This is a genomic window from Hydrogenophaga sp. YM1, assembly GCF_016903055.1.
In the GTDB taxonomy this organism is placed as follows: domain Bacteria; phylum Pseudomonadota; class Gammaproteobacteria; order Burkholderiales; family Burkholderiaceae_C; genus Hydrogenophaga; species Hydrogenophaga borbori.
Genome location: NZ_CP070223.1, coordinates 1,255,598 through 1,277,507, shown reverse-complemented (window position 1 = coordinate 1,277,507; position 21,910 = coordinate 1,255,598). Strand labels below are relative to the sequence as shown.

The 21,910-nt window shown below is 66.8% G+C and carries 22 protein-coding genes, 3 tRNA genes and 1 pseudogene; 8 read left to right on the top strand and 18 right to left on the bottom strand.

What is annotated here, in order from left to right:
- Positions 1–13: 13 nt before the first annotated feature.
- The gene (locus tag JNX00_RS06255) at positions 14–484 is read left to right on the top strand and encodes a DUF1854 domain-containing protein (RefSeq protein WP_070398903.1); all 471 of its coding nucleotides are present in this window, start codon (positions 14–16) and stop codon (positions 482–484) included.
- Between the two features lie 1,249 nt (positions 485–1,733).
- On the opposite strand, the gene JNX00_RS06250 is transcribed toward JNX00_RS06255, so the two are convergent.
- Positions 1,734–2,333 (bottom strand): hypothetical protein, encoded by a 600-nt coding sequence (locus tag JNX00_RS06250; RefSeq protein ID WP_204744402.1) that lies wholly within the window; start codon positions 2,331–2,333, stop codon positions 1,734–1,736.
- A 385-nt stretch (positions 2,334–2,718) separates the two neighbouring features.
- Between JNX00_RS06250 and JNX00_RS06245 the strand changes: the two are divergent.
- Positions 2,719–3,642 (top strand): annotated as a pseudogene (locus tag JNX00_RS06245) (IS5 family transposase).
- A gap of 320 nt (positions 3,643–3,962) precedes the next feature.
- On the opposite strand, the gene JNX00_RS06240 reads toward JNX00_RS06245, so the two are convergent.
- The 9 genes from JNX00_RS06240 to folC all read right to left on the bottom strand — a co-directional run bounded on the left by JNX00_RS06240 (position 3,963) and on the right by folC (position 11,117).
- A tRNA-Asp gene (locus JNX00_RS06240) sits at positions 3,963–4,039 on the bottom strand.
- Positions 4,040–4,106: 67 nt separating this feature from the next.
- A tRNA-Glu gene (locus JNX00_RS06235) sits at positions 4,107–4,182 on the bottom strand.
- An 83-nt stretch (positions 4,183–4,265) separates the two neighbouring features.
- Positions 4,266–4,341: transfer RNA gene (locus JNX00_RS06230), tRNA-Ala, on the bottom strand.
- A 74-nt stretch (positions 4,342–4,415) separates the two neighbouring features.
- Entirely contained in the window at positions 4,416–5,801 is a 1,386-nt protein-coding gene (gltX, locus tag JNX00_RS06225; RefSeq protein WP_204744401.1) for a glutamate--tRNA ligase, read from the bottom strand.
- Positions 5,798–7,009 carry an O-succinylhomoserine sulfhydrylase gene (locus JNX00_RS06220; protein WP_204744400.1) on the bottom strand — a complete coding sequence of 404 codons (1,212 nt, stop codon included), beginning with the start codon at positions 7,007–7,009 and terminating at the stop codon, positions 5,798–5,800. The genes gltX and JNX00_RS06220 overlap by 4 nt, the downstream gene beginning before the upstream one ends.
- 1 nt (position 7,010) lies before the next feature.
- Positions 7,011–8,513 (bottom strand): amidophosphoribosyltransferase, encoded by a 1,503-nt coding sequence (gene purF, locus JNX00_RS06215; protein ID WP_070398906.1) that lies wholly within the window; start codon positions 8,511–8,513, stop codon positions 7,011–7,013.
- Positions 8,514–8,537: 24 nt separating this feature from the next.
- A complete protein-coding gene (locus tag JNX00_RS06210) occupies positions 8,538–9,023 on the bottom strand; it encodes a CvpA family protein (protein WP_070398907.1) in 486 nt (161 codons plus the stop codon).
- A gap of 13 nt (positions 9,024–9,036) precedes the next feature.
- Positions 9,037–9,741 carry an SPOR domain-containing protein gene (locus JNX00_RS06205; protein WP_204744399.1) on the bottom strand — a complete coding sequence of 235 codons (705 nt, stop codon included), beginning with the start codon at positions 9,739–9,741 and terminating at the stop codon, positions 9,037–9,039.
- Between the two features lie 29 nt (positions 9,742–9,770).
- On the bottom strand, positions 9,771–11,117 hold the full coding sequence (folC, locus tag JNX00_RS06200) for a bifunctional tetrahydrofolate synthase/dihydrofolate synthase (protein ID WP_070398909.1): 1,347 nt from the start codon (positions 11,115–11,117) through the stop codon (positions 9,771–9,773).
- Positions 11,118–11,173: 56 nt separating this feature from the next.
- Here folC and JNX00_RS06195 point away from each other — a divergent pair, with 56 nt between their 5' ends.
- The 3 genes from JNX00_RS06195 to argG all read left to right on the top strand — a co-directional run bounded on the left by JNX00_RS06195 (position 11,174) and on the right by argG (position 13,271).
- A complete protein-coding gene (locus tag JNX00_RS06195; RefSeq protein WP_204744398.1) occupies positions 11,174–11,521 on the top strand; it encodes an ArsC family reductase in 348 nt (115 codons plus the stop codon).
- Between the two features lie 81 nt (positions 11,522–11,602).
- The gene (locus JNX00_RS06190) at positions 11,603–11,920 is read left to right on the top strand and encodes a pyrimidine/purine nucleoside phosphorylase (RefSeq protein ID WP_070398911.1); all 318 of its coding nucleotides are present in this window, start codon (positions 11,603–11,605) and stop codon (positions 11,918–11,920) included.
- A 19-nt stretch (positions 11,921–11,939) separates the two neighbouring features.
- Entirely contained in the window at positions 11,940–13,271 is a 1,332-nt protein-coding gene (gene argG, locus JNX00_RS06185) for an argininosuccinate synthase (RefSeq protein ID WP_204744397.1), read from the top strand.
- 81 nt (positions 13,272–13,352) lie between these two features.
- Here argG and JNX00_RS06180 read toward each other — a convergent pair whose 3' ends face one another.
- From JNX00_RS06180 to murB, 3 genes are read right to left on the bottom strand one after another with little or no spacing between them, the layout of a single operon-like run.
- Positions 13,353–13,898, bottom strand: coding sequence for a DUF4256 domain-containing protein (locus JNX00_RS06180; RefSeq protein ID WP_204744396.1), 546 nt, complete (start codon positions 13,896–13,898; stop codon positions 13,353–13,355).
- An 11-nt stretch (positions 13,899–13,909) separates the two neighbouring features.
- Positions 13,910–14,260: a DUF2200 domain-containing protein gene (locus JNX00_RS06175; RefSeq protein WP_070398914.1), complete on the bottom strand. Its 351-nt coding sequence runs from the start codon at positions 14,258–14,260 to the stop codon at positions 13,910–13,912.
- 24 nt (positions 14,261–14,284) lie between these two features.
- Positions 14,285–15,337 carry a UDP-N-acetylmuramate dehydrogenase gene (gene murB / locus JNX00_RS06170; RefSeq protein WP_204744395.1) on the bottom strand — a complete coding sequence of 351 codons (1,053 nt, stop codon included), beginning with the start codon at positions 15,335–15,337 and terminating at the stop codon, positions 14,285–14,287.
- Positions 15,338–15,370: 33 nt separating this feature from the next.
- Here murB and JNX00_RS06165 point away from each other — a divergent pair, with 33 nt between their 5' ends.
- Both JNX00_RS06165 and JNX00_RS06160 read left to right on the top strand, forming a co-directional pair.
- Positions 15,371–15,856, top strand: a complete 486-nt coding sequence (locus tag JNX00_RS06165; protein WP_070398916.1) for a YajQ family cyclic di-GMP-binding protein — start codon at positions 15,371–15,373, stop codon at positions 15,854–15,856.
- A 126-nt stretch (positions 15,857–15,982) separates the two neighbouring features.
- Complete coding sequence (locus JNX00_RS06160) at positions 15,983–16,600, top strand: retropepsin-like aspartic protease (RefSeq protein WP_070398917.1); 618 nt, start codon at positions 15,983–15,985, stop codon at positions 16,598–16,600.
- Position 16,601: 1 nt separating this feature from the next.
- Here JNX00_RS06160 and JNX00_RS06155 read toward each other — a convergent pair whose 3' ends face one another.
- The 4 genes from JNX00_RS06155 to JNX00_RS06140 form a co-directional block, all read right to left on the bottom strand.
- Positions 16,602–16,961, bottom strand: a complete 360-nt coding sequence (locus JNX00_RS06155; RefSeq protein WP_070398918.1) for a RidA family protein — start codon at positions 16,959–16,961, stop codon at positions 16,602–16,604.
- The gene (gene plsY, locus JNX00_RS06150; protein WP_204744394.1) at positions 16,958–17,587 is read right to left on the bottom strand and encodes a glycerol-3-phosphate 1-O-acyltransferase PlsY; all 630 of its coding nucleotides are present in this window, start codon (positions 17,585–17,587) and stop codon (positions 16,958–16,960) included. Before plsY ends, JNX00_RS06155 begins: the two co-directional genes overlap by 4 nt.
- A gap of 49 nt (positions 17,588–17,636) precedes the next feature.
- Positions 17,637–18,128 carry an aminoacyl-tRNA deacylase gene (locus JNX00_RS06145; RefSeq protein ID WP_204744393.1) on the bottom strand — a complete coding sequence of 164 codons (492 nt, stop codon included), beginning with the start codon at positions 18,126–18,128 and terminating at the stop codon, positions 17,637–17,639.
- A gap of 99 nt (positions 18,129–18,227) precedes the next feature.
- Positions 18,228–19,280, bottom strand: coding sequence for an aldo/keto reductase (locus JNX00_RS06140; RefSeq protein ID WP_070398921.1), 1,053 nt, complete (start codon positions 19,278–19,280; stop codon positions 18,228–18,230).
- 138 nt (positions 19,281–19,418) lie between these two features.
- On the opposite strand from JNX00_RS06140, the gene JNX00_RS06135 reads away from it, so the two are divergent.
- Positions 19,419–20,102: an OmpA family protein gene (locus JNX00_RS06135; protein WP_070398922.1), complete on the top strand. Its 684-nt coding sequence runs from the start codon at positions 19,419–19,421 to the stop codon at positions 20,100–20,102.
- A 65-nt stretch (positions 20,103–20,167) separates the two neighbouring features.
- Here the strand turns inward: JNX00_RS06135 and JNX00_RS06130 are convergent, their stop codons facing one another.
- Complete coding sequence (locus JNX00_RS06130) at positions 20,168–21,904, bottom strand: AMP-binding protein (protein ID WP_204744392.1); 1,737 nt, start codon at positions 21,902–21,904, stop codon at positions 20,168–20,170.
- Positions 21,905–21,910: the final 6 nt, after the last annotated feature.

The following is a 21,910-nucleotide window of genomic DNA, read 5'->3' as shown; positions in this document are numbered from 1 at the left end:
CGCGGAGATCAGCATGACGACGATCGACTGGACACTGCGCCGAGACCCGCAAGGCCCGCTGCAGCTCACCACCGCCGATGGGCGGGTGCACGCCGGCGTGCTGCCCGTGCGCGCCTTCCCCCTGGCCGCGCCCGACGAGGGCCTGTCGCTGGTGGGCAGCGACGGGCACGAGCTCGTGTGGATAGAGCGCCTGTCGGCGCTCGACGCCGCCACGCGGACGCTGATCGAGGAAGAACTGGCGCCGCGCGAGTTCATGCCCCGCATCCAGCGCATCCTGGGTGTCTCGGGCTACGCCACGCCCAGCACCTGGACGGTGGAAACCGAGCGCGGCCCCGCGCAACTGGTGCTCAAGGCCGAGGACGACATCCGCCGGCTCGACGGAAAGCGTCTGTTGATCCAGGACGGCAATGGCCTGCAGTTCCTCGTCGCCGACCGTTTTGCGCTGGACCGGATCTCCAAGCGGATCCTTAATCGATTCTTGTGACCGCTAATTGCCGGTGAGCGGCGAACCGATTACTGGGCAGAAGAAAAGTCGGCCGGTCGACGGCCCTTTGGCTGCACCGCCGACCTTCATTCTTCCCATTAACAGGGCCTGGCCTCCGTGGCTAACAAGCCGTTGATACCACCTAAGGCAAAGCCTCCATTGGAGGAATGAAACAATTTTCACACCGCTGCCTGGATCACTATAGGACGCGTTGCAGAAGGTCTGCGAACTGCTAATCGACATCTGAACATCCTTTCCTGCCTCGTCAATTAGGAAACAAGTATAAACACTGTGCCAAAGGGGAAAGCACCACGTGCTTGACCTGTTGATGCAGTCAAACCTTTCTGACCAATCCGTCAGAAGCGGTTCACATTGCGTTCACACATCATAAACCTCACATAACGATGACTGTGCCGCCCCGCGTTTGAACTGTCGCCAGTCAGTTTTCGCGTCTCTTTAGAGGACTGGCGCAATCTGCGCCCACACCCCAAACGTTGTGATCGCGAAACCTGTTATCAATGGTGCGGGCAGCGCCAAAACACCATCTCAAAAAGAATTCAGAAGTTTTGATTCACAGATATTCACAACAACTGATTTTAACCAAAAGGTAAAAGGAGTGCGTCTAGCCGTTCGAAATCAGCAGCCTTGAAATTATGCGATCGACCTTCGTTCACGATATCAGCGCGGAGAGGCATTGGCGACTGAAAATCCGTCAATGCTCGCCGGCGCCTAAACTGCTGTTTGGCACAGAAGCAATTCTCTTGGGCGCCAACATGAGATCACCACCAGATGATGCATTGCTGCGCGTCCTTGAACCATCAAGAGCCTTGGTCTTCTCCGTCGCAACATTGCTCAGAAACTCGATGCGGTGCGCAGCACTACATGGAAAAATTGATTCTCCCGACAATTCGCATTGTTATTGAACACAGCATCCGAAGTTTTTATGACCTTCATTCGCCATGAATTTTAGCGAAATAGCCGCCCCTAGGATTGGGGTGTAAGGATAGAGAAGCTTTGAGTAGGGCAGTATGCTAACGACAGCCGTCGATACCACTGCCCCAGAAGATCCTACAAGTGGCGAGTGCCAGCAAAATTGACCCAAGGGCGTCAGTGACGGACACCAGCTGGGTCGAAGGAACGATTTAGTTGGTCTACAGCCTCAAGGCTGCAGACCAACCTACATTTTCGCTGTTAGCCAAACTGGGGTGGTTGTTAAGAATTTACCAACTACCCACTGACGCCGATGCTCTCACTTTGGGAAAAAGCAGTACTTCAGAACCCCGGGGCTTGGATCAGTACCAAAAGACGCATTATTACAGGTCATTGAATTATTAATCGCTTTAACCGTAAACTGCACCACACTATTACTACTCCAACCCATGTACCACACCTCACTGCACGGCGTTACAACATTCATACTGCAGTTGGCATTATTATTAGTCACGGTAGTATAAAGTAGGGTCGAACTGCCCTCCGTCGCCACATATTTATAAGAAACAGGATACGACGGGGTTCCATATACAGTGAGCTGCGTCAGTTTCTCACAATTTTTTGCGCGACCGGGATAGGGATCCCCACCCCAATATTGGTTAGTGCAGTACGCCGTACCATCACTGGTAAATCCCTTAAAGGACCAACGACCTTGACAGCCAGAATCTGCGCAGTCAGGAATATCAGTGACGCCAAAACGAATGAAGTCCCCAGCCTTGACCGAGAACGACTGCCCCTCTATCGCAACCGATGACCAGTTCCCACTATACGCCATCGCTGAACCCGCTCCCAACAACGCAACGAGCGCCAAAACACTACCAAAAAGCAGCTTAAAAAGCCTTGATTGACGGATATTCATAACAGCACCTTTAAAAAAGAAAAGAGTGCATCTGGCCATCCAACAGAAATACCCATTGCAAATGGTCGACACGTTCCCAGCAACTCCCTGATACCGTGGGACTCCCGCCAACTGAGCGGACTTCCCAAAGAACTCTTCTGGGAGAGACAGTAATCCATACATGCCAAACACTCAACTCGGCCAATTGGAGGATTCTGCTTGAGCGGTCGAATCTGGCCCCTAGCAGGTGGATCAATCGCAACAACGCGGTGAAGATTACATCGATGGCAGCGCACCCGAGAATCCGGGTCCCGGATGTCACGACTGGCATGCAGGCCTAAGGAAGGTCTGCACAACCCTGGCCCACCCCGCGTGATGCGTGAGACATTGCCGCCACGAAGCAAAAATGAGCCTGAGCGAGAGCGGTTTCGAGCACAAGACCAAGAAGACGCGCAAGCGCGAATTCCTCGACGAGATGAACCTGGTGGTGCCGTGGGCCGAACTGGTGGCGCTGATTGCACCGCACGCGCCGGCTGCGGGCGCGAAGGGCGGTCGCCCGCCGTTTGCGGTGCAGACCATGCTGCGCATCCACTTCCTGCAGCAGTGGTTCAAGCTGTCGGACCCGGCGATGGAGGAGGCGCTGTACGACACGCCGATGTTTCGCGAGTTTGCCAGGCTGGACATGGGCGAGGACAACCTGCCTGACGAGAGCACCATCCTGCGCTTTCGCCACCTGCTCGAAGCCCACAACCTGAGCTTGCAAATCCTGGCCACGGTCAACGCCACGCTGATCGCCGCGCCGAGTTCGACCAAGAACAGCAGCGGCCAGCGCGACCCCGAGATGCACCAGACCAAGAAGGGCAACCAGTAGCACTTCAACATGAAGGCGCATATTGGCGTGGATGCCGACTCGGGCCTGGTGCACACCGTCATCGGCACGGCGGCCAACGTCAATGACGTGACGCAGGCCAGTGCTCTGGTGCATGGTCAAGAGACCGATGTGTTCGCTGACGCGGGCTACCAGGGCGTGGCCAAGCGTGAGGAGACGCAGGACATCGAGGCCAACTGGCACGTGGCCATGCGCCCGAGCAAACGCAAGGCCTTGGACAAGAGCAGCCCGATGGGCGCGGTGCTCGACAAGCTCGAACACGTTAAGGCCAGTATCCGGGCCAAGGTGGAGCACCCGTTTCGGGTCATCAAGCGCCAATTCGGGCATGTGAAGGTGCGCTACCGAGGGCTGGCCAAGAACACGGCGCAGTTGCACACGCTGTTTGCACTCTCCAATCTGTGGATGGTGCGCCGAACGCTTTTGAGCAGGGCCCTGGGATGAGTGCGCCCGCAGCGGCCCGAGGGGCTCGCACGAGGCCACAAATCGGCCCTCGAACGCGCCGAATCTCCCCGCAGCTGGCGCCATCTGACACATCGCGCATCAGCGCTCGCTGCGGCGGGCGTTGTGCAGACCTTCCCTAGCATCCACCTTCTTGTTCGACCCCATGCGCGGGCAAGGCTGCACTGGGAGCGGCTGCAAGGCAGTGCTGGCAGCCTGGCGAGTGAGCGCACCTCGGCAAGCCGATCACCAGTGCCAGGCGCTGACGGGCCGCGAAAATGAAAACGGGTTACGCGATTTCTCACGTAACCCGTTGATGTGTCTGGCGGAGTGGACGGGGCTCGAACCCGCGACCCCCGGCGTGACAGGCCGGTATTCTAACCAACTGAACTACCACTCCTGGCAGGCGGCTTTCGTTCTTTCGAACCAAGTGCCACGACTTGTGCCTACTTGCCTTGCGGCTTGTTTGGCGACCCTACGGGGATTCGAACCCCGGTACTCACCGTGAAAGGGTGATGTCCTAGGCCTCTAGACGATAGGGTCATAACCTGGACGGAAGCCTCGCATTGTATCAGCGGCAGTATCTGCTTTTCCTGCCGTCGCCACCATGCGCGACTTCGAATCTGTGGTGGAGGTAAGCGGGATCGAACCGCTGACCTCTTGCATGCCATGCAAGCGCTCTCCCAGCTGAGCTATACCCCCACAGGGTTCGCTGTTCCGTTTCGCCGATCACTCAGCGTTGCGTCCTAGCGAGCCTCGCATTATATGCCAGAAATTCATGCTTTCTGAAGTCGCTCGAGCACAAGTTCACGCGACTGCAGTTCGAGCACCGCATCGAGCGACGGTGTCTGGGCCGTGCCCATCACCAGCACACGCACCGGCATGGCCAGTTGCGGCATCTTCAGGCCGTGCGCAGCGAGTACCTGCTTGAGCGCGCCCGAGATGGCGGGTTTGTCCCACGCGGGCAGTGCGGCCAGCGCCGCGGCGAGCGCGGCCACGGCAGGCTTCACGGCCTCGGTGATGTGCTGCGCGCGCTCTTGCTCGCTCGGGCTCACGTCGGCGTAGAAGGCCGCGGCCCAGTCGGCCAGTGCCACGGTGGTGTCGCAGCGGTCCTTGAACAGCGCGCAGATGCGCGGCAGGCGCTCGTCGGCCACCAGGCCGCGCTTCTTCAGCTGCTCGGCCACCAGTGGCGCGAGCGCTTCGTCGGCCATGGCCTTGAGGTGCTGGGCGTTGACCCAGCGCAGCTTGGCCTCGTCGAACTGCGCGGCGCTGCGGCCGAGGTGGTCGAGGTCGAACCACTCGAGGAACTGCGCGCGGCTGAAGATTTCGTCGTCGCCGTGGCTCCAACCCAGGCGCGCCAGGTAGTTCACCATCGCGTCGGGCAGGTAGCCTTCGTCGCGGTACTGGGTGACGGGCTTGGCGCCGTTGCGCTTGCTCATCTTCTCGCCCTGCTCGTTGAGCACGGTGGGCAAGTGGGCGTACACCGGTGGCTCCTGACCGAGGGCGCGGAAGATGTTGATCTGGCGCGGCGTGTTGTTCACGTGGTCGTCGCCGCGGATCACGTGGGTGATGGCCATGTCGATGTCGTCCACCACGACGCAGAAGTTGTAGGTGGGCGTGCCATCGGGGCGTGCGATCACGAGGTCGTCGAGTTCGTCGTTGCGGATCTCGATGCGGCCCTTGACCTTGTCGTCCCAGGCCACCACGCCGCCCTGCGGGTTCTTGAAGCGCAGCACGGGCTTCACGCCCTCGGGCACGGGCGGCAGGCTCTTGCCGGCCTCGGGGCGCCAGGTGCCGTCGTAGCGCGGCTTTTCCTTGGCGGCCATCTGGCGCTCGCGCAGGGCGTCGAGCTCCGCCACGCTCATGTAGCAGGGGTAGACCAGGCCCTGCGCCTGCATCTGCGCCAGCACCTGCTTGTAGCGGTCCATGCGTTGCATTTGGTAGAAGGGCCCCTCGTCGGGGTCGAGGCCCAGCCAGGCCATGCCTTCCAGGATCACGTCGACCGCGGCCTGCGAGGAACGCTCCAGGTCGGTGTCCTCGATGCGCAGGATGAAGTCACCCTGCTGCGAGCGCGCGAAGGCCCAGGGGTACAGGGCCGAGCGGATGTTGCCGAGGTGAATGAAGCCGGTCGGCGACGGCGCGAAACGGGTGCGGACTTTCACGGGAGGGTGTCGAGGCCGCGCGAGAGGTCGGCCTGCATGTCGTTGATGTGTTCGAGGCCCACGGCCACGCGGATCAGGCCCTGGCCGATGCCGGCCGCCTGGCGCTGCGCTTCGGTGAGGCGGCCGTGCGAGGTGCTCGCGGGGTGCGCGCACAGGGTCTTGGTGTCGCCCAGGTTGGTGGACAGCGAGAGCACGCGCAGCGAATCGAGCACGTGGAAGGCGCGCTGGCGGGCCTGTTCGGGGTTGGCGGCCTTCACGTCGAAGGACAGCACCGCACCACCGATGCCGCTCTGCTGCTTCATGGCCAGCGCGTGCTGCGGGTGGCTGGGCAGGCCGGGGTTGTGCACGCGCGCCACCGCGGGGTGCGCCTCCAGCCAGCGGCCCAGCGCGAGCGCGTTGGCGCTTTGCGCGCGCAGGCGGATGTCCAGCGTCTCCAATCCCTTGAGCATGACCCAGGCATTGAAGGGCGCGAGCGTCATGCCCGCGCTCTTCATGATGGGCAGGAACTTCTCGGTGACCAGGGCCTGGCTGGCGCACAGCGCACCGGCCATGACGCGGCCCTGGCCGTCGAGGTACTTGGTGCCCGAGTGCATGACGATGTCGGCGCCGAAATCCATGGGGCGCTGCAGCGCGGGCGTGGCGAAGCAGTTGTCCACGCAGAGCAGCGCGCCGGCGTTGTGCGCCAGATCGGCCAGGGCCTGGATGTCGCAGACCTCGGTGAGCGGGTTGGTGGGCGTCTCGGCGAACAGCAGCTTGGTGGAGGGGCGCAGCGCGGCCTTCCAGGCGCCCACGTCGGTCTGCGGCACGAAGCTCGACTCGACGCCGAACTTCGCCAGGTCGCTGCCGATGAGCTTGATGGTCGAGCCGAACATGGACTGCGAACACACCACGTGGTCGCCCGCCTTGAGCAGGCCCAGGCACATGAGCAGGATGGCCGACATGCCCGAGGCCGTGCCCATGGCCGCCTCGCTGCCTTCCAGCGCGGCGAGGCGGCGCTCGAAGCTGGTGACCGTGGGGTTGCCGTAGCGGCCATAGGTGAAGCCTTCTTCGTCGCCCGCGAAGCGGCGGGCCGAGGACTCGGCCGAGGACTGCACGTAGCCGCTGGTGAGGTACAGCGCCTCGGAGTTCTCGCCATAGGGGCTTCGATCGACGGCCTCGCGCACCGCCAGGGTGTCGCGGTGCAGGGTTTTTCTCAGCGCGTCGTCCAACTCAGGCCTCCTGGGCGTTCGGCAATGCCAGACGGGAGGTGTCTTCTTCGCCCTCCTCGCTTTGCGGGCGGCCCTGGTTGAGCCGTTCGATGTCCTGCGGCGTGATGTCGCCGGTGACGTAGACGCCGTCGAAGCAGGAGGCGTCGAAGCCGTCGAGCTGGGCGTTGAGCGAGCCCACGGCCTGCTTCATGCCGTCCACGTCCTGGTAGATCAGGGCGTCGCAGCCGATGATTTCGCGCACTTCCTCCACCGACCGGCCGTGCGCCACGAGTTCGCCCGGCGTGGGCATGTCGATGCCATAGACGTTGGGGAAGCGCACCGGCGGCGCGGCGCTGGCCAGGTAGACCTTGCGCGCGCCGGCGTCGCGCGCCATCTGCACGATCTCGCGGCTGGTGGTGCCGCGCACGATGGAGTCGTCCACCAGCAGCACGTTGCGGCCCTTGAACTCGCTGCCGATGACATTGAGCTTCTGACGCACCGACTTCTTGCGCACGGCCTGGCCCGGCATGATGAAGGTGCGGCCCACGTAGCGGTTCTTCACGAAGCCTTCGCGGTACGGCAGGCCCAGCAGGCGCGCCAGCTCCATCGCGCTCGGGCGCGAGGACTCGGGGATGGGGATCACCACGTCGATCTCGTTCGGCGGCACGGTGGAGATGACGCGCTTGGCCAGCGTGGTCCCCAGGTTCAGGCGCGCCTGGTAGACCGAGATGCCGTTCATGACGGAGTCGGGCCGCGCCAGGTAGACGTATTCGAAGATGCAGGGTTTGAGCACGGCGCCGGGCGCGCAGCGCTCGGCGTGCATCTCACCCTCGAGGCTGACGTAGACCGCCTCGCCCGGCAGCACGTCGCGCTCGAAGTGGAAACCCGTGCCCTCGAGGGTCACCGATTCGCTGGCCACCATCACGCTGCCGTCCTGGCGGCCGATGCACAGCGGGCGGATGCCGTAGGGATCGCGAAAGGCCAGCAGGCCGTGGCCCGCGATCAGGGCCACCACCGCGTAGGAGCCTTTCACGCGCGCGTGCACACCGCGCACGGCCGCGAACACGTCGGCCGGCTTGAGCGGTTCGCCGCGCGTGCACTTCTCCAGCTCGTGCGCCAGCACGTTGAGCAGCACCTCGGAGTCGCTCTCGGTGTTGATGTGGCGGTGGTCGGTCTGAAACAGCTCCTGCTTGAGCGCCTGGGCGTTCGTGAGGTTGCCGTTGTGCACCAGCACCAGGCCGAAGGGCGCGTTCACGTAGAAGGGCTGGGCCTCTTCCTCGCTGTAGGCGTTGCCGGCCGTGGGGTAGCGCGCCTGGCCCAGGCCGCAGTTGCCCGGCAGGGCGCGCATGTTGCGGGTGCGGAAGATGTCACGCACCATGCCCTTGGCCTTGTGCATGAAGAACTTGCGGCCCTGCTGGGTGACGATGCCCGCGGCGTCCTGACCGCGGTGCTGCAGCAGCAGCAGCGCGTCGTAGATGAGCTGGTTCACCGGGGTCTGGCTGACGACGCCGACGATTCCACACATGATGGTGTCCTTGGGTTCAGAAGTTCAGGGGATGTAGCGCGCGAACGGGTCGGGCAGCAGGGGCTTGGCCTGGCGCAACGCGCCGCTCAGTGCGTTGGCGGTGGGCGAGTCCTGCCACCAGGCGGCCGATTGCATCTGCGTCATGGCAATGACCAGCGCCACGGCGAGCAGGATGACCAGGCCCCGCAACAGGCCGAAGGCGCCGCCCAGGACGCGGTCGACCGGGCGCAGGCCCACGGTGTTGATCAATTTCTGCACCAGCCAGGCCAGCACGCCGCCGAGAAAAGCGACGGCGATGAAGACCAGCGCAAAGCCGATGGCCAGTTGCAGCGGCGGCGCGACCTTGTCGATCGGCAGCCAGGGCACGACATCGTCGGCGAAGGCCTGGGCGCACAGGAAGGCGGCCACCCAGCCCAGCACCGACAGCACCTCGAACATGAGCCCGCGCCACAGGCCCAGCAGCACCGACAGCAGCAGCAAGGTGAGCAGCACCCAGTCGGTCAGCAGCATGGCGCCCCTCCGTTCAGAGGGTCAGGATGGCGGCCGGCAGGCCCAGGGACTTGACGCGGGCGGCGGCCTTCTCGGCCTCGGCGCGGCTGTCGAAGGGGCCCACCCGCACGCGCACGCGCTTGCCATCCGCCGTCTGGGCCACGTTCACGTAGGTCTTGAGGCCGGCGCGCTCGAGCTTCTGGCGTGTTTCGCGGGCGCGGGCCTCGTCGGCGAAAGCGCCCACCTGCACCACCACGCGCTCGGTCGCGGCGGCGGTGGCGGGCGGGGTCTGGCCGCGCAAGATGGCCTGGGCGCGCGCGGCGTCGGCGGCATCGCGTTTCGGCGGCTCGGGCGCCGGAGCCGGCGCAGGACTGGGGGCGGGCGCGGGCGCCGGGCTGGGTGCCGGGGCCGGACTGGATGCCGGGGCCGGACTGGGCGCAGGGGCTGGCGAAGGAGCGGGCGCCGGCGAGGGCGCCGGGGCCGGCGAAGGGTTGGGCGCGGGGGCGGGCCGGGCCGTGCTGGCCAGGGGCGGCGCGGCGTCGCGGCCGGGGATGTCGATCGGGATGTCCACCGCGATCGGACGCGGCTGGCTGTCGAACAGCAGCGGAAAACCGATGACGCCGGCGGCCACAAGGATGCTGGCGCCGATGAGCCGATGGCGCGCCCGGCGACGCACCGCTTCGATGGTGGGAGGCGATGCGTTGGCGCCGCCCTGGGAGCCGGAGCGTGAGCTGATCATGGGGTCGCGAGGGCCTTGGTCGGCACGGTTCAGGCGGCGAGGTGCGGCGCCGCGAGCTTCGGCAATCCGTCCTGCAGCACACCACCGACGGTGTAGAACGAGCCAAAGACGAGGATTCTATCAGCGGGGTCCGCCGCGCCCAGGGCCGCGGCCAATGCCTCGCGCGGGTCGCGGTGCAGGCTGGCGTCGCGTCCCCCGGGTCCTTTCAGTCCCTCCACCAGGGGCTTGAGGTCGGCGGCCCGGCTGGCGCGTGGCAGGGGCAGGTCGGTCAGGTACCAGCGGTCGATCAGCGGCGCGATGCGCGCCAGCATGGTGCCGAGGTCCTTGTCGGCCATGGCGCCGAACACGGCGTGCGTGCGCGGGTAGAAGCCCATGGCGTCGAGGTTGGCGGCCAGCGCGGCCACCGAATGCGGGTTGTGCGCCACGTCCAGCACCAGCGCGGGCCGACCGGGCACGATCTGGAAGCGCCCCGGCAGCTCGACCAGCACGAAGCCGGTGCGCACGGCCTGGGCCGTGACCGGCAGGCGAGCGCGCAGGGCCTCGATGGCGGCCAGCGCGCCGGCCGCGTTGAGCAGCTGGTTGGCGCCGCGCAGCGCCGGGTAGGCCAGGCCGCTGTAGCGGCGCCCGCCGCGCGAGGGGTGCATGGCCCAGCCCCACTGCTGCTGGTCGCCCGCGACGTGGAAGTCGACGCCCACGCGCCAGAGCTCGGCGTCGATCTCGCGCGCGTGGTCGATCAGGCTCTGCGGCGGCGCCGGGTCGCTGACCACCGCGGGGCGGCCGGTGCGCATGATGCCGGCCTTCTCGCGGCCGATGCTCTCGCGGTCGGGGCCGAGCAGGGCCATGTGGTCGAGGTCGATGCTGGTGATGACCGCGCAGTCGGCGTCGAGGATGTTGACCGCGTCGAGCCGGCCGCCCAGGCCGACCTCCAGGATGGCCACGTCCACCGCCTCGCGCGCGATGGTGCGCAGGATGGCCAGGGTGGTGAACTCGAAATAGGTCAGGCTCACCTCGGGCTCGCCGCCCTGCCCGCGCCGCGCCACGTCCACCTCGGCCATGGCGGGCACCAGCGTGTCGGCCGACACCACCTCGCCCGCGATGCGGCAGCGCTCCTCGAAATGCACCAGGTGCGGCGAGCTGTAGACGCCCGTGCGATAGCCCGACTGGGTGTAGATGGACTCCAGCATGGCGCAGGTGCTGCCCTTGCCGTTGGTGCCGGCCACGGTGATCACCGGGCAGCTCAGTTGCAGGCCCATGCGCCGCGCCACGGTCGTCACGCGCTCCAGGCCCATGTCTATGGCCTGCGGGTGCAGGCGCTCGGCGTGGGCCAGCCAGTCGGCCAGCGTCACGGGGTGGTCGGGAACGGGGATCTCAAGCATCTCGCGATTGTCCCACCCGCCCCCTGGCCCGACATGGCTGACGGACAATCCCGCCCATGATCACGCTGCATGGCATTCCGAACTGCGACACGGTGAAGAAGGCGCGCGCCTGGCTGGACGCCAACGGCCGCGAACACCATTTCCACGATTTCAAGAAGCAGGGCGTGCCCGAGGCCGGGCTGGACGCCTGGCTGGCCAGCGCGGGCTGGGAAACCCTGGTGAACCGCAAGGGCACCACCTGGCGCCGGCTCGACGAGGCCACGCGCGCCGCCGTGGTGGACAGCGCCAGCGCGCGCCGCCTGCTGCTCGAGCAGCCCAGCCTGATCAAGCGGCCCGTGGTGCGGTGGAGCGACGGCGCCATCACCGTGGGCTTCGACCCGACTGACTGGGCCGCCCGGCGCTGAGCCGCGGCCGGCCCCCCCGACCGCCCTCCCGGGGCCGCGACCTAAAATCGCGGCTTTGCCTTCATCACGCCCCCCAGCACCATGACCACCACCCAGATCAGCGGCGTCACCGTCGCCACCCAGGCCAACGTCTACTTCGACGGCAAATGCGTGAGCCACAGCCTCACCCTGGCCGACGGCACGAAACAATCGGTGGGCGTGATCCTGCCCGCCACGCTGACCTTCAACACCGGCGCGCCCGAGGTCATGGAATGCGTGGCCGGTGGCTGCGAATACCTGCTGGCCGGCAGCAGCACCTGGGTGAAAAACGGCCCGGGCGAGCAGTTCAGCGTGCCCGGCAACAGCAGCTTCCAGATCCGCGTGAGCGAGGCCTACCACTACATCTGCCGTTTCGGCTGAGCCACCACAGGACACCGACATGGCCACCATCCTGCAACACCTGCCCACGCAACAGAAAGTCGGCATCGCCTTCTCCGGCGGCCTGGACACCAGCGCCGCCCTGCTGTGGATGAAGAAGAAGGGCGCCCTGCCCTATGCCTACACGGCCAACCTGGGCCAGCCCGACGAGGACGACTACGAGGCCATCCCGCGCAAGGCCATGGCCTATGGTGCCGAGAAGGCCCGCCTGATCGACTGCCGCCTGCAGCTGGCGCACGAGGGCATCGCCGCGCTGCAGTGCGGTGCCTTCCACATCAGCACGGCCGGCATCACCTACTTCAACACCACCCCGCTGGGCCGCGCCGTCACCGGCACCATGCTGGTGGCCGCCATGAAGGAAGACGACGTCCACATCTGGGGCGATGGATCCACCTTCAAGGGCAACGACATCGAGCGCTTCTACCGCTACGGCCTGCTCACCAACCCCAGCCTCAAGATCTACAAGCCCTGGCTGGACCAGCGCTTCATCGACGAACTCGGTGGCCGCAAGGAGATGAGCGAATTCCTCATCGCCAACGGCTTCGACTACAAGATGAGCGTGGAGAAGGCCTACAGCACCGACAGCAACATGCTCGGCGCCACGCACGAGGCCAAGGACCTGGAGCACCTGAACTCGGGCATCCGCATCGTCAACCCCATCATGGGCGTGCCCTTCTGGCGCGAGGACTGCGCGGTCAAGCCCGAAGAGGTGACGGTGCGTTTCGAGGACGGCCAGCCCGTGGCCCTCAATGGCCAGAGCTTCGCCAGCCCGGTCGACCTCATCATGAAGGCCAATGAGATCGGCGGGCGCCACGGCCTGGGCATGAGCGACCAGATCGAGAACCGCATCATCGAGGCCAAGAGCCGCGGCATCTACGAGGCCCCCGGCCTGGCGCTGCTGTTCATCGCCTACGAGCGCTTGGTCACCGGCATCCACAACGAAGACACCATCGAGCAGTACCGCATCAACGGACTCAAGCTCGGCCGCCTGCTCTACCAGGGCCGCTGGTTCGACCCGCAGGCCATCATGCTGCGCGAGTCGGCCCAGCGCTGGGTGGCGCGCGCGGTCACGGGCGAGGTGACGGTCGAGCTGCGCCGCGGCAACGACTATTCCATCCTCAACACCGAGAGCCCCAACCTCACCTACGCACCCGAGCGGCTGTCGATGGAGAAGGTGGAGGACGCGCCCTTCACGCCGCTGGACCGCATCGGCCAGCTGACCATGCGCAACCTCGACATCACCGACACGCGCGGCAAGCTGGGCGTCTACAGCCGCACCGGCCTGCTGACCGGCGGTGACGGCACCGACATGCTCAAGCTCGGCAAGGACTGAAGCGGGGCCACCGCTTCCACTCGAAAGGCCCGCCAGCTGGCGGGCCTTTCTTTTGGCGCCACCGTCCGGCCCGCGCCGCGATCAGGCCCGCAGCAGCCCCCGAAAGCCGCGCGACGCATAGTAGGACTGCACGCCGTTGTGGTACGTGAACACCTGGCCGTAGCGGCGGTCGCAGAACAGGGCCCCGCCGAGCGCGCGCACGGCTTTCGGGGTGGCGATCCAGCTGGAGGTCTTCAGGTCGAACTCGCCCAACTCCTGCAGCCGGCGGTACATCGCCTCATCGAGCATCTCGATACCTATCTCGGCGGCCATCTCCATGGCGCTGCCTTGCGGCTTGTTCTCCTTGCGCGCGTCCAGCGCCTCGCGATCGAAGCACAGGCTGCGGCGGCCCGTGGGCGTCTCGGCCGAGCAATCGCAGAAAAGGAACACGCCCGAGGCCTTGTCGCGCCCGATCACATCGGGCTCGCCGCCCGATGCCTCCATCCGGTGCAGGGACGACAGAGCGCCGGGGTTCGCCTCCAGCCGCGCCAGCACCTCGTCCCAGGCGATGCCCTTGTGGCGCTTGTGGTGCTTCTCGAACCGGGTCTTCAGGGTCTGCAGCAGCGGGTCGCGTTCGGTGAGTTTCATGTGTGCCTCGCTCAATTCCTCAGGATCTTGTCCATCGCCTTGCCCTTGGCGAGCTCGTCGATCAGCTTGTCCAGCTGGCGGATCTTGCGCATCAGCGGGTCGTCCACCGCTTCGACGCGCACGCCGCACACCAGGCCCTGGATCCGCGCGCTGTTGGGGTGAAACGCGGGCGCCTGGGCAAAGAAGGTCTCGACGTCGCTGCCCTGCTCGATCTGGCGGCGCAGGCCCGCCGCGTCGTAGCCCGTCAGCCAGCCGATGACCTGGTCCACCTCCTCACGGGTGCGCTGCTTGCGCTCGGCCTTCTGCACGTACAGCGGGTAGAGCCGGGCGAACTTCATCGAGAAAACGGGGTGGCCAGCCATCGTCATTCCTCCGGATGAAAACACTCAGATCACCACCGGCTCCGGCTCCAGCCGGATGCCGAAGCGCTCATAGACGCTGGTCTGGATCGCCTTCGCCAGCGTGACCACCTCGCCCCCGGTGGCCCCGCCGCGGTTCACCAGCACCAGGGCCTGCTTGTCGTACACGCCCGCGTTGCCCACGCCGCGCCCTTTCCAGCCGCAGGCGTCGATCAGCCAGCCCGCGGCCAGCTTCACCGTGCCATCGGGCATGGGGTAGTGCACCACCTTGGGCTCGCGCGCAATGATGTCCGCGCATTGGTCCAGCGTCACCGTGGGGTTTTTGAAGAAGCTGCCCGCGTTGCCGATCACCGCCGGGTCCGGCAGCTTGGCGCGCCGGATGCCACAGATCCAGTCGAAGATCGTGCGCGCATCCGGCGTGGTATTGCCGGTTTCGGCGATCTTGCGCTCCAGATCGGCATAGCCCAGCACCGGCTTCCAGGCCTTGGGCAGCCAGAAGCGCACCCGCGCGATGAGCGCGCGGCCCGCCAGGCCGAAGTCGCGCGCATCCGTGGGCTGGTGCTTGAACACCGAGTCGCGGTAGCCGAAGCCACACTGGGCGGCGTCCAGCGTGAACCCCTCGCCCGAGCGCAGGTCGATGGCGTCCAGCGAATGGAAACGGTCCTGCAGTTCCACGCCGTAGGCGCCGATGTTCTGCACCGGCGAGGCGCCCACGGTACCGGGGATCAGCGCCAGATTCTCCAGCCCGGGCCAGCCCCGCTCCAGCGTCCACTGCACGAAGGCGTGCCAGTTCTCGCCCGCGCCAGCCTCCACCAGCCAGCCCTTGGGCGTTTCCTCCACCAGGCGCCGGCCCGCGATCTCCACCTTGAGCACCAAAGGCCTCACATCGCCCGTGATCACCAGGTTGCTGCCACCGCCGAGCACGAAAGGGGGGGTCTCGCGGGTGAGTTGCTGCCAGTCGTCCGAGGCCCGCAGCGCGGCCAGGTCGGCCTCGGCGCGGATGCGCGCGAGGCGGTGCGCCTTGGCCACGATGCCAAAGCTGTTGTAGGCCTGTAGAGGCACCTGCTTCTCGACTATCATGGCCGCGATTTTCTCACCCACCGCCGCCTCGCCATGCCCTCGTTCGACACCGTCCTAGAAGCCGATCTCGTTGAAGTCAAGAATGCCGTCGATCAGGTCGCGCGCGAGATCGGCACGCGCTTCGATTTCAAGGGCACGAGCGCCGCGATCGAGTTGAAGGACAAGGAGATCACCCTCACCGGTGACGCCGACTTCCAGCTCCAGCAGATCGAGGACGTGCTGCGCAACAAGCTGGCCAAGCGCAACGTGGACGTGCGCTTCCTCGACATGGGCAAGGTCGAGAAGATGGGCGGCGACAAGGTCAAGCAGGTGGCCAAGGTGCGCAACGGCATCGCCACCGAAGACGGCAAGAAGATCCAGCAGGCCATCAAGGCCAGCAAGCTCAAGGTGCAGGCCGCCATCCAGGGCGACGCCGTGCGCGTGACCGGCGCCAAGCGCGACGACCTGCAGGCCACCATGGCCATCATCAAGAACGAGATGAAGGACCTGCCCTTGTCCTTCAACAACTTCCGCGACTAATTGAATCCCCCCCGCAGCGCCTTCGGCGCTCCCCCCCTTGCGGGGGCGGCGCCTGCGGCCCGGCAAAGCCGGTTCCGCGGCACCTCTGGGTTTCGGTCCCTTCGCGCGCTGCTGATCTGTTTCCTGTTGGGGTCGGCCGGCCTCGTCGTCGCGCAGTCGGTGTCGCTCTCGGGCGTCTCGGGCAGCAAGGCCCTGGTGGTCATCGACGGCGCCGCGCCGCGCTTCATGGCGGCCGGTCAGGCCCACCAGGGCGTGCGCCTGGTGTCGGTGCAGGGCGACTCGGCCGTGGTCGAGATCGGCGGCCAGCGCCAGGCCCTGCGCCTGGGCGAAGCGCCCGTGAGCCTGGGCGGCGCCACCGGGGCCGGCGCGAACGGGGCCCAGCGCGTGGTGCTCACGGCCGACGGCAGCGGCCACTTCATGCCCCAAGGCCAGATCAACGGTCGCGCGGTGCAGTTCATGGTGGACACGGGCGCCACGCAGGTCGTCATCGGCGAGTCGGAAGCCAAGCGCATCAACCTGGACTACCAGCGCGGCCAGCGCGTGAGCGTGCAGACGGCCAACGGCACCGCGCCGGGCTACCGCGTCACGCTCGACTCGGTGCGCGTGGGCGACGCCCAGGTGCACGCCGTGGCCGCCATCGTGCTGCCACAGCCCATGCCCTTCGTGCTGCTGGGCAACAGCTTCCTCACGCGCTTCCAGATGCAGCGCAACAACGACCAGCTCACGCTGGAGCGGCGCTACTGACTCAGGCCTGCGCGGCCGTCACCACGATCTCGATGCGGTACGCCGGGTTGGCCAGGGCGGCCTGCACGGTGGCGCGTGGCGGCGCGGCGCCGGGCACCACCCAGGCGTCCCAGACCTCGTTCATCGCCGCGATGTCGCGGATGTCGGTGAGGAAGATCTCGGTGCGCAGGATGCGCGACTTGTCGCTGCCGCATTCCTTCAGGCGCTGCTCCACCTGCTGCAGCACGTCCTCGGTCTGGCCGCGGATATCGGTGTCGCCGCGCTCGGGCACCATGCCCGCCAGGAACACGATGCCCTTGAACACGGCGGCTTCGCTGTAGCGCGCGGCCATGCCCACGCGCTGGATGCCTTGTTGGCTCATTTCTTCTTGGCTCCGAGCTGGCTTTCCTTGCCGGCCAGCAAGCGGTTGATGTTCTCGGCGTGGCGCCAGACCAGCAGCACCGCCATCACGGCCAGGCCCAGCACCATCACGCCCGGGGCCTCCCAGGCCACGCCGCCGCCCAGCAGGTAGTAGGCCGGCGCGAACACCGCCGTGACGATGGACGCCAGCGAGGAATAACGGAAGAAGATGGCGATGATGAGCCAGGTGAACAGCGAGGCCAGGCCCAGCCAGGGGTTGAAACCCAGGATGACGCCGGCCGCCGTGGCCACGCCCTTGCCCCCCTGGAACTTGAAGAACACGGGATACAGGTGCCCGAGGAAAGCCGCCAGCCCCACCAGCGCCACCGTGCCCGCGCCCAGGCCGAAAGGCTCGCCCCAGTGCGCCACCACGAACACCGGCAGCCAGCCCTTCACCGCATCGAGCAGCAGCGTGACGATGGCCGCCGCCTTGCTGCCCGAGCGCAGCACGTTGGTGGCGCCGGGGTTCTTGCTGCCGTAGGTGCGCGGGTCGGACAGGCCCATCAGGCGGCTGACGATCACCGCGAAGGACAGGGACCCGATCAGGTAGGCGGCCACGGTGGCCAGCGCGGGATAGAGCGCTTGCAAGGGCATCTCCTCGGTCAACGGTTCTTGTGGTTGGAATGGGGGGCGCGCGTCATTCTGCCAGCGCGCACTGCACCGGCTTCGCGCCCAGGGGAGTGCTCAGCACGGCCGGATCGATGCCGACCAGGAAACCACGCCGCCCGCCGTTGATCCACAGGCGCGGCAGTTCCAGCACCGTCGATTCCACGAACACCGGCATGGCGCGCTTGAGTCCAAAGGGCGAGGTGCCACCCACCAGGTAGCCGCTGTGGCGGTTGGCCACTTCGGGCTTGCAGGGCTCCACCGATTTCGCGCCGATCTGGCGCGCCAGGTTCTTGGTGGACACCGTGCGGTTGCCGTGCATGAGCACCGCCAGCGGCCTGGCGGCCTCGTCCTGCATGATCAATGTCTTGACCACCGCGAACGGGTCCAGGCCCAGCACCTGCGCGCTGTGCTGCGCTCCGCCGTGCTCCAGGTATTCGTAGGGATGCTCGGTGTACACGACGCCATTCGCCTTGAGCCAGGCCGTGGCGGGTGTCTCGGAAACATGTCGAGGCTTGGGCATACCAGGCTTTGTCCAGAGAGGCCGCGGAACCGGCTCTGCCGGGGCCGCAGGCATCGCCCCCTTGAGGGGGTCGCGCGAGGCGCGGCAGGGGCGGTCCTTTTACTGCGCGGGGTCGCGGCTGTCCCAGCGGATCTTGTCCACCGCCGCCTGCAGCTCGGGCGTGAACGGCGTGCCCCAGGCGTCCAGGCACTCGTCCAGCTGGGCCACGGTGGTCACGCCGAGGATGGTGGAGGCCACGCGCCAGTTGTTGTAGCAAAAAGCCAGCGCCAGTTGCGTCGGCGTGAGGCCGTGCTCGCGGGCCAGCGCGTTGTAGCGCTGGGCGGTGGCCAGCGCCTCGGGCCGGCCCCAGCGCTGCTTGCGCATGCTCTCAAAGATCGCCAGGCGGCCGTGCCCGCCCACCAGGCCGGTGCCGTCGTACTTGCCGGTGAGCAGGCCAAAGCCCAGCGGCGAATAGGCCAGCAGCGACACGCCCAGGCGATGGCAGGTCTCGTCCAGCCCGTTCTCGTGGCTGCGGTTGATCAGGCAGTAGGGATTCTGCACCGTGGCCACGCGCGGCAGGCCGTGCTGCTCGGCCAGGCGCACGAACTCGTGCACGCCGTAGGACGTTTCGTTGGACAGGCCGATGGCGCGCACCTTGCCCGCTTTCACCAGCTCGGCCATGGCCTCGAGCTGTTCGAGGATCGAGGCGCAGGGCTTGTCCTTGCTCGGGTCGAAGCTGAGCGCGCCGAAGGCCGGCAGGTTGCGCGCCGGCCAGTGAATTTGATAGAGGTCAATCACCTCGGTCTGCAGGCGGCGCAGACTGCCCTCGCAGGCTTTCACGATCTCGGCCTTGCTCAGTCCCGCGTTGTCGCCGCGGATCCAGGGCATGCCGCGCGAAGGTCCCGCCACCTTGGTAGCGAGCACCAGCTTCTGGCGCTGGCCAGGGTGACGCGCGAACCAGTTGCCGATGATGGTCTCGGTGGCACTGAACGTTTCGGCGCGCGCGGGCACCGAGTACATCTCGGCGGTGTCGAGAAAATCCACGCCGCGCTCGACGGCGCGGTCCAGGATGCGGTGCGCGGTCGGCTCATCGACCTGCTCGCCGAAGGTCATGGTGCCGAGGCAGATGGGGGTGACGTGAAGGGGGCTCTGGCCCAGTGCGACGGGGTTCATGCAAGGATTTGTAACGTCAGAGAATTCCTACGGGGCCGGTAACCCCGGAGGGGTATAAGTTTAGGCGCTGAGTCATCCACCGCTGGCGGCGCCTGGCCGGCGGGGCCTGTTTTCCCATCAACAACGAGGAGTTCCACCATGTCCCACACCGTTTCCCACACCACGCGCGGCCTGACCGTGCTCACCGTGGCGGCGGCCCTGGCCATCAGCGGCTGCGCGAACATGAGCGAAACGCAGAGCGACAGCGCCAAGGGCGCTGGCATCGGCGCGGCGGCGGGCCTCGTACTGGGCGGCCTCACCGGTGGCTCCAAGGGCGCGGCCCAGGGCGCCGTGCTGGGCGCCGGCGCGGGCGCGCTGGGCGGCTACATCTGGTCCACGCGCATGCAGGAGCAGAAGAAGCAGATGGAAGCGGCCACGGCGGGCACCGGCATCGGCGTGAGCCAGACGGCCGACAACCGCCTGAAGCTGGACGTGCCAGCCGATGCGGGCTTCGCGTCGGGCCGCTCCACGCTGAGCCCCACGCTGGTGCGCGTGCTGGGCCAGTTCGCCACCACGCTGCAGCAGAACCAGGCCACGCAGGTGACCATCATCGGCCACACCGACAGCTCGGGCAGCGACGCCATCAACAACCCGCTGTCCTTCGACCGCGCCAATGCCACGCGCGACTACCTGGTGGGCCGGGGCGTCGCGGCCACGCGCATCAGCACCGACGGCCGCGGCTCGCGCGAGCCCATCGCCGACAACGGCACGGCCCAGGGCCGCGCCATGAACCGCCGCGTGGAGATTTATGTGGCCGAGCCGGCCAGCACCGCGCAGCGCTGACCCATCACTGCTGTCACCGCTCTCTCAAGCCCGGCAAGCGCCGGGCTTTTTTTGCGCCCGGCGCGTCACGCGGCGCGTGCGCGTTCCTCTTCCCGCAGGCGCAGCACCCGGCGCTGCACCTTCCCCGTGGTGGTCATGGGCAGCGCGTCGATGAACTCGATCTCCTTCGGGTACTCATAGGGCGCCAGCCGCCCTTTCACGTGCGACTGCAGTTCGGCGACCAGCGAGGCATCGCCGACGTGTCCCGGCGACAGCACCACGTAGGCCTTCACCACCGCCCCCCGCTCCCGGTCCGGCTTGGGCACCACCGCCGCGTTCGCCACCGCCGGGTGCTTGACCAGGCAGTTTTCGATCTCGCTCGGCCCGATGCGGTAGCCCGCGGCCTTGAACACGTCGTCGGCGCGGCCCTGGTACCAGAGGTAGCCGTCGGTGTCGCGCACGGCCAGGTCGCCCGTGCGGCACCAGCTGTTGGCGGGATCGCCGGTGAACTTGCCGCGCGTGGCCGCCTCGTTTTTCCAGTAGCCCAGGAAGAAGATCGGGTCGGGCTCGCCATGCACGTCCAGCCGGTGCACGGCCACGTCGCCGGGCACGCCCACGGGGCATTCCTTGCCGTCGTCGTCGATCACCGCCACCCGATGGCCCGGGTAGCCCTTGCCCATGCTGCCCGGCCGCGCCGGCCACAGGCGCGCGCAGTTGCCCACGATGTAGTTGATCTCGGTCTGGCCGAACATTTCATTCACCGTGATGCCCAGCTCGTCTCGGCACCAGTTGAACACGGCGTCGCCCACGGCCTCGCCGGCGCTCATCAGCCCCTGCAGCACGAAGCGGAACTGCCGCTTGGGGCGCGGGTAGGCCTTCATCATGGCCTTGAGCGCGGTGGGGAACAGGAAGCTGTGCGTCACCCCGTGGCGCTCGATGAGTTCGAAGGCCGTCTGCGGGCTGAAGCGGCCGTTGTGCGCCACGATGGGCCGGCCGAAGTAGAGCGTGGGCAGCAGCGCGTCCATCAGGCCGCCGGTCCAGGCCCAGTCGGCGGGGGACCAGAACACGGCCTCGCTGGGGCGGCTGGTGTCGAAGGGGTCGAAGCCGAACCAGTTCTGGCTGCACACGAAGCCGGTGAGGTTGCCGATGAGCGCGCGGTGCGGAATGAGCGCGCCCTTGGGGTTGCCGGTGGTGCCGCTGGTGTAGATCAGCACGGCGGCTTCGTCGGCGCGCGTGTGCGCGGGTTCGAAGGCCTCCTCTTCCTGCGCCAGCAGTTGGGCCCAGTCGAGCGCGCCGCCACGCGCGGGCCCGGCGGGCGCGTCGACGGCCACCAGCTCGTTCAGCAGCGGGCAGGCGGCGCTCACGCCCTGCACCGCGGCCAGGGTACTGGCGTCGCAGATGGCGAGCACGGCCTCGCTGTCGCGCAGGCGGAACTCCAGCGCCTCGGGACCGAAGAGCTGCGACAGCGGCATGGCCACCGCGCCCATCTGCAGCACGGCCATGTAGGCCACGGCGGTTTCGAAGCGCTGCGGCAGCACGATGGCGACGCGGTCGCCGCGCTGCACGCCCAGGGCGTCGAGCGCATTGGACAGGCGGTTGGCCTGGGCGAAAAGCTCGGCGTAGCTGTGCTCGCGGTCGGCCTGGCTGGGAGCGGTGGCGATCACCGCCGTGCGGCGGCCGCTGGCCGCGCCCGTGGCCCAACGGCGCATGCAGACCTCGGCCATGTTGAATTCGGCCGGCACCTGCCAACGGAAGTCCGCGTGCAGCGCGGGGTAGTGGTCGATCGCGGTGTCACGGCCTGGGCGGCGGGCGGCGTGGGGCATGCCTTT

Coding starts and splice junctions, on each gene's coding strand:
- JNX00_RS06255 (WP_070398903.1), top strand. CDS start 14: ATGACGACGATCGACTGGACACTGCGCCGAGACCCGCAAGGCCCGCTG.
- JNX00_RS06250 (WP_204744402.1), bottom strand. CDS start 2,333: ATGAATATCCGTCAATCAAGGCTTTTTAAGCTGCTTTTTGGTAGTGTT.
- purF (WP_070398906.1), bottom strand. CDS start 8,513: ATGTGTGGAATCGTCGGCGTCGTCAGCCAGACCCCGGTGAACCAGCTC.
- JNX00_RS06210 (WP_070398907.1), bottom strand. CDS start 9,023: ATGCTGCTGACCGACTGGGTGCTGCTCACCTTGCTGCTGCTGTCGGTG.
- JNX00_RS06205 (WP_204744399.1), bottom strand. CDS start 9,741: ATGATCAGCTCACGCTCCGGCTCCCAGGGCGGCGCCAACGCATCGCCT.
- folC (WP_070398909.1), bottom strand. CDS start 11,117: ATGCTTGAGATCCCCGTTCCCGACCACCCCGTGACGCTGGCCGACTGG.
- JNX00_RS06195 (WP_204744398.1), top strand. CDS start 11,174: ATGATCACGCTGCATGGCATTCCGAACTGCGACACGGTGAAGAAGGCG.
- JNX00_RS06190 (WP_070398911.1), top strand. CDS start 11,603: ATGACCACCACCCAGATCAGCGGCGTCACCGTCGCCACCCAGGCCAAC.
- argG (WP_204744397.1), top strand. CDS start 11,940: ATGGCCACCATCCTGCAACACCTGCCCACGCAACAGAAAGTCGGCATC.
- JNX00_RS06180 (WP_204744396.1), bottom strand. CDS start 13,898: ATGAAACTCACCGAACGCGACCCGCTGCTGCAGACCCTGAAGACCCGG.
- JNX00_RS06175 (WP_070398914.1), bottom strand. CDS start 14,260: ATGGCTGGCCACCCCGTTTTCTCGATGAAGTTCGCCCGGCTCTACCCG.
- murB (WP_204744395.1), bottom strand. CDS start 15,337: ATGATAGTCGAGAAGCAGGTGCCTCTACAGGCCTACAACAGCTTTGGC.
- JNX00_RS06165 (WP_070398916.1), top strand. CDS start 15,371: ATGCCCTCGTTCGACACCGTCCTAGAAGCCGATCTCGTTGAAGTCAAG.
- JNX00_RS06155 (WP_070398918.1), bottom strand. CDS start 16,961: ATGAGCCAACAAGGCATCCAGCGCGTGGGCATGGCCGCGCGCTACAGC.
- JNX00_RS06145 (WP_204744393.1), bottom strand. CDS start 18,128: ATGCCCAAGCCTCGACATGTTTCCGAGACACCCGCCACGGCCTGGCTC.
- JNX00_RS06140 (WP_070398921.1), bottom strand. CDS start 19,280: ATGAACCCCGTCGCACTGGGCCAGAGCCCCCTTCACGTCACCCCCATC.
- JNX00_RS06135 (WP_070398922.1), top strand. CDS start 19,419: ATGTCCCACACCGTTTCCCACACCACGCGCGGCCTGACCGTGCTCACC.
- JNX00_RS06130 (WP_204744392.1), bottom strand. CDS start 21,904: ATGCCCCACGCCGCCCGCCGCCCAGGCCGTGACACCGCGATCGACCAC.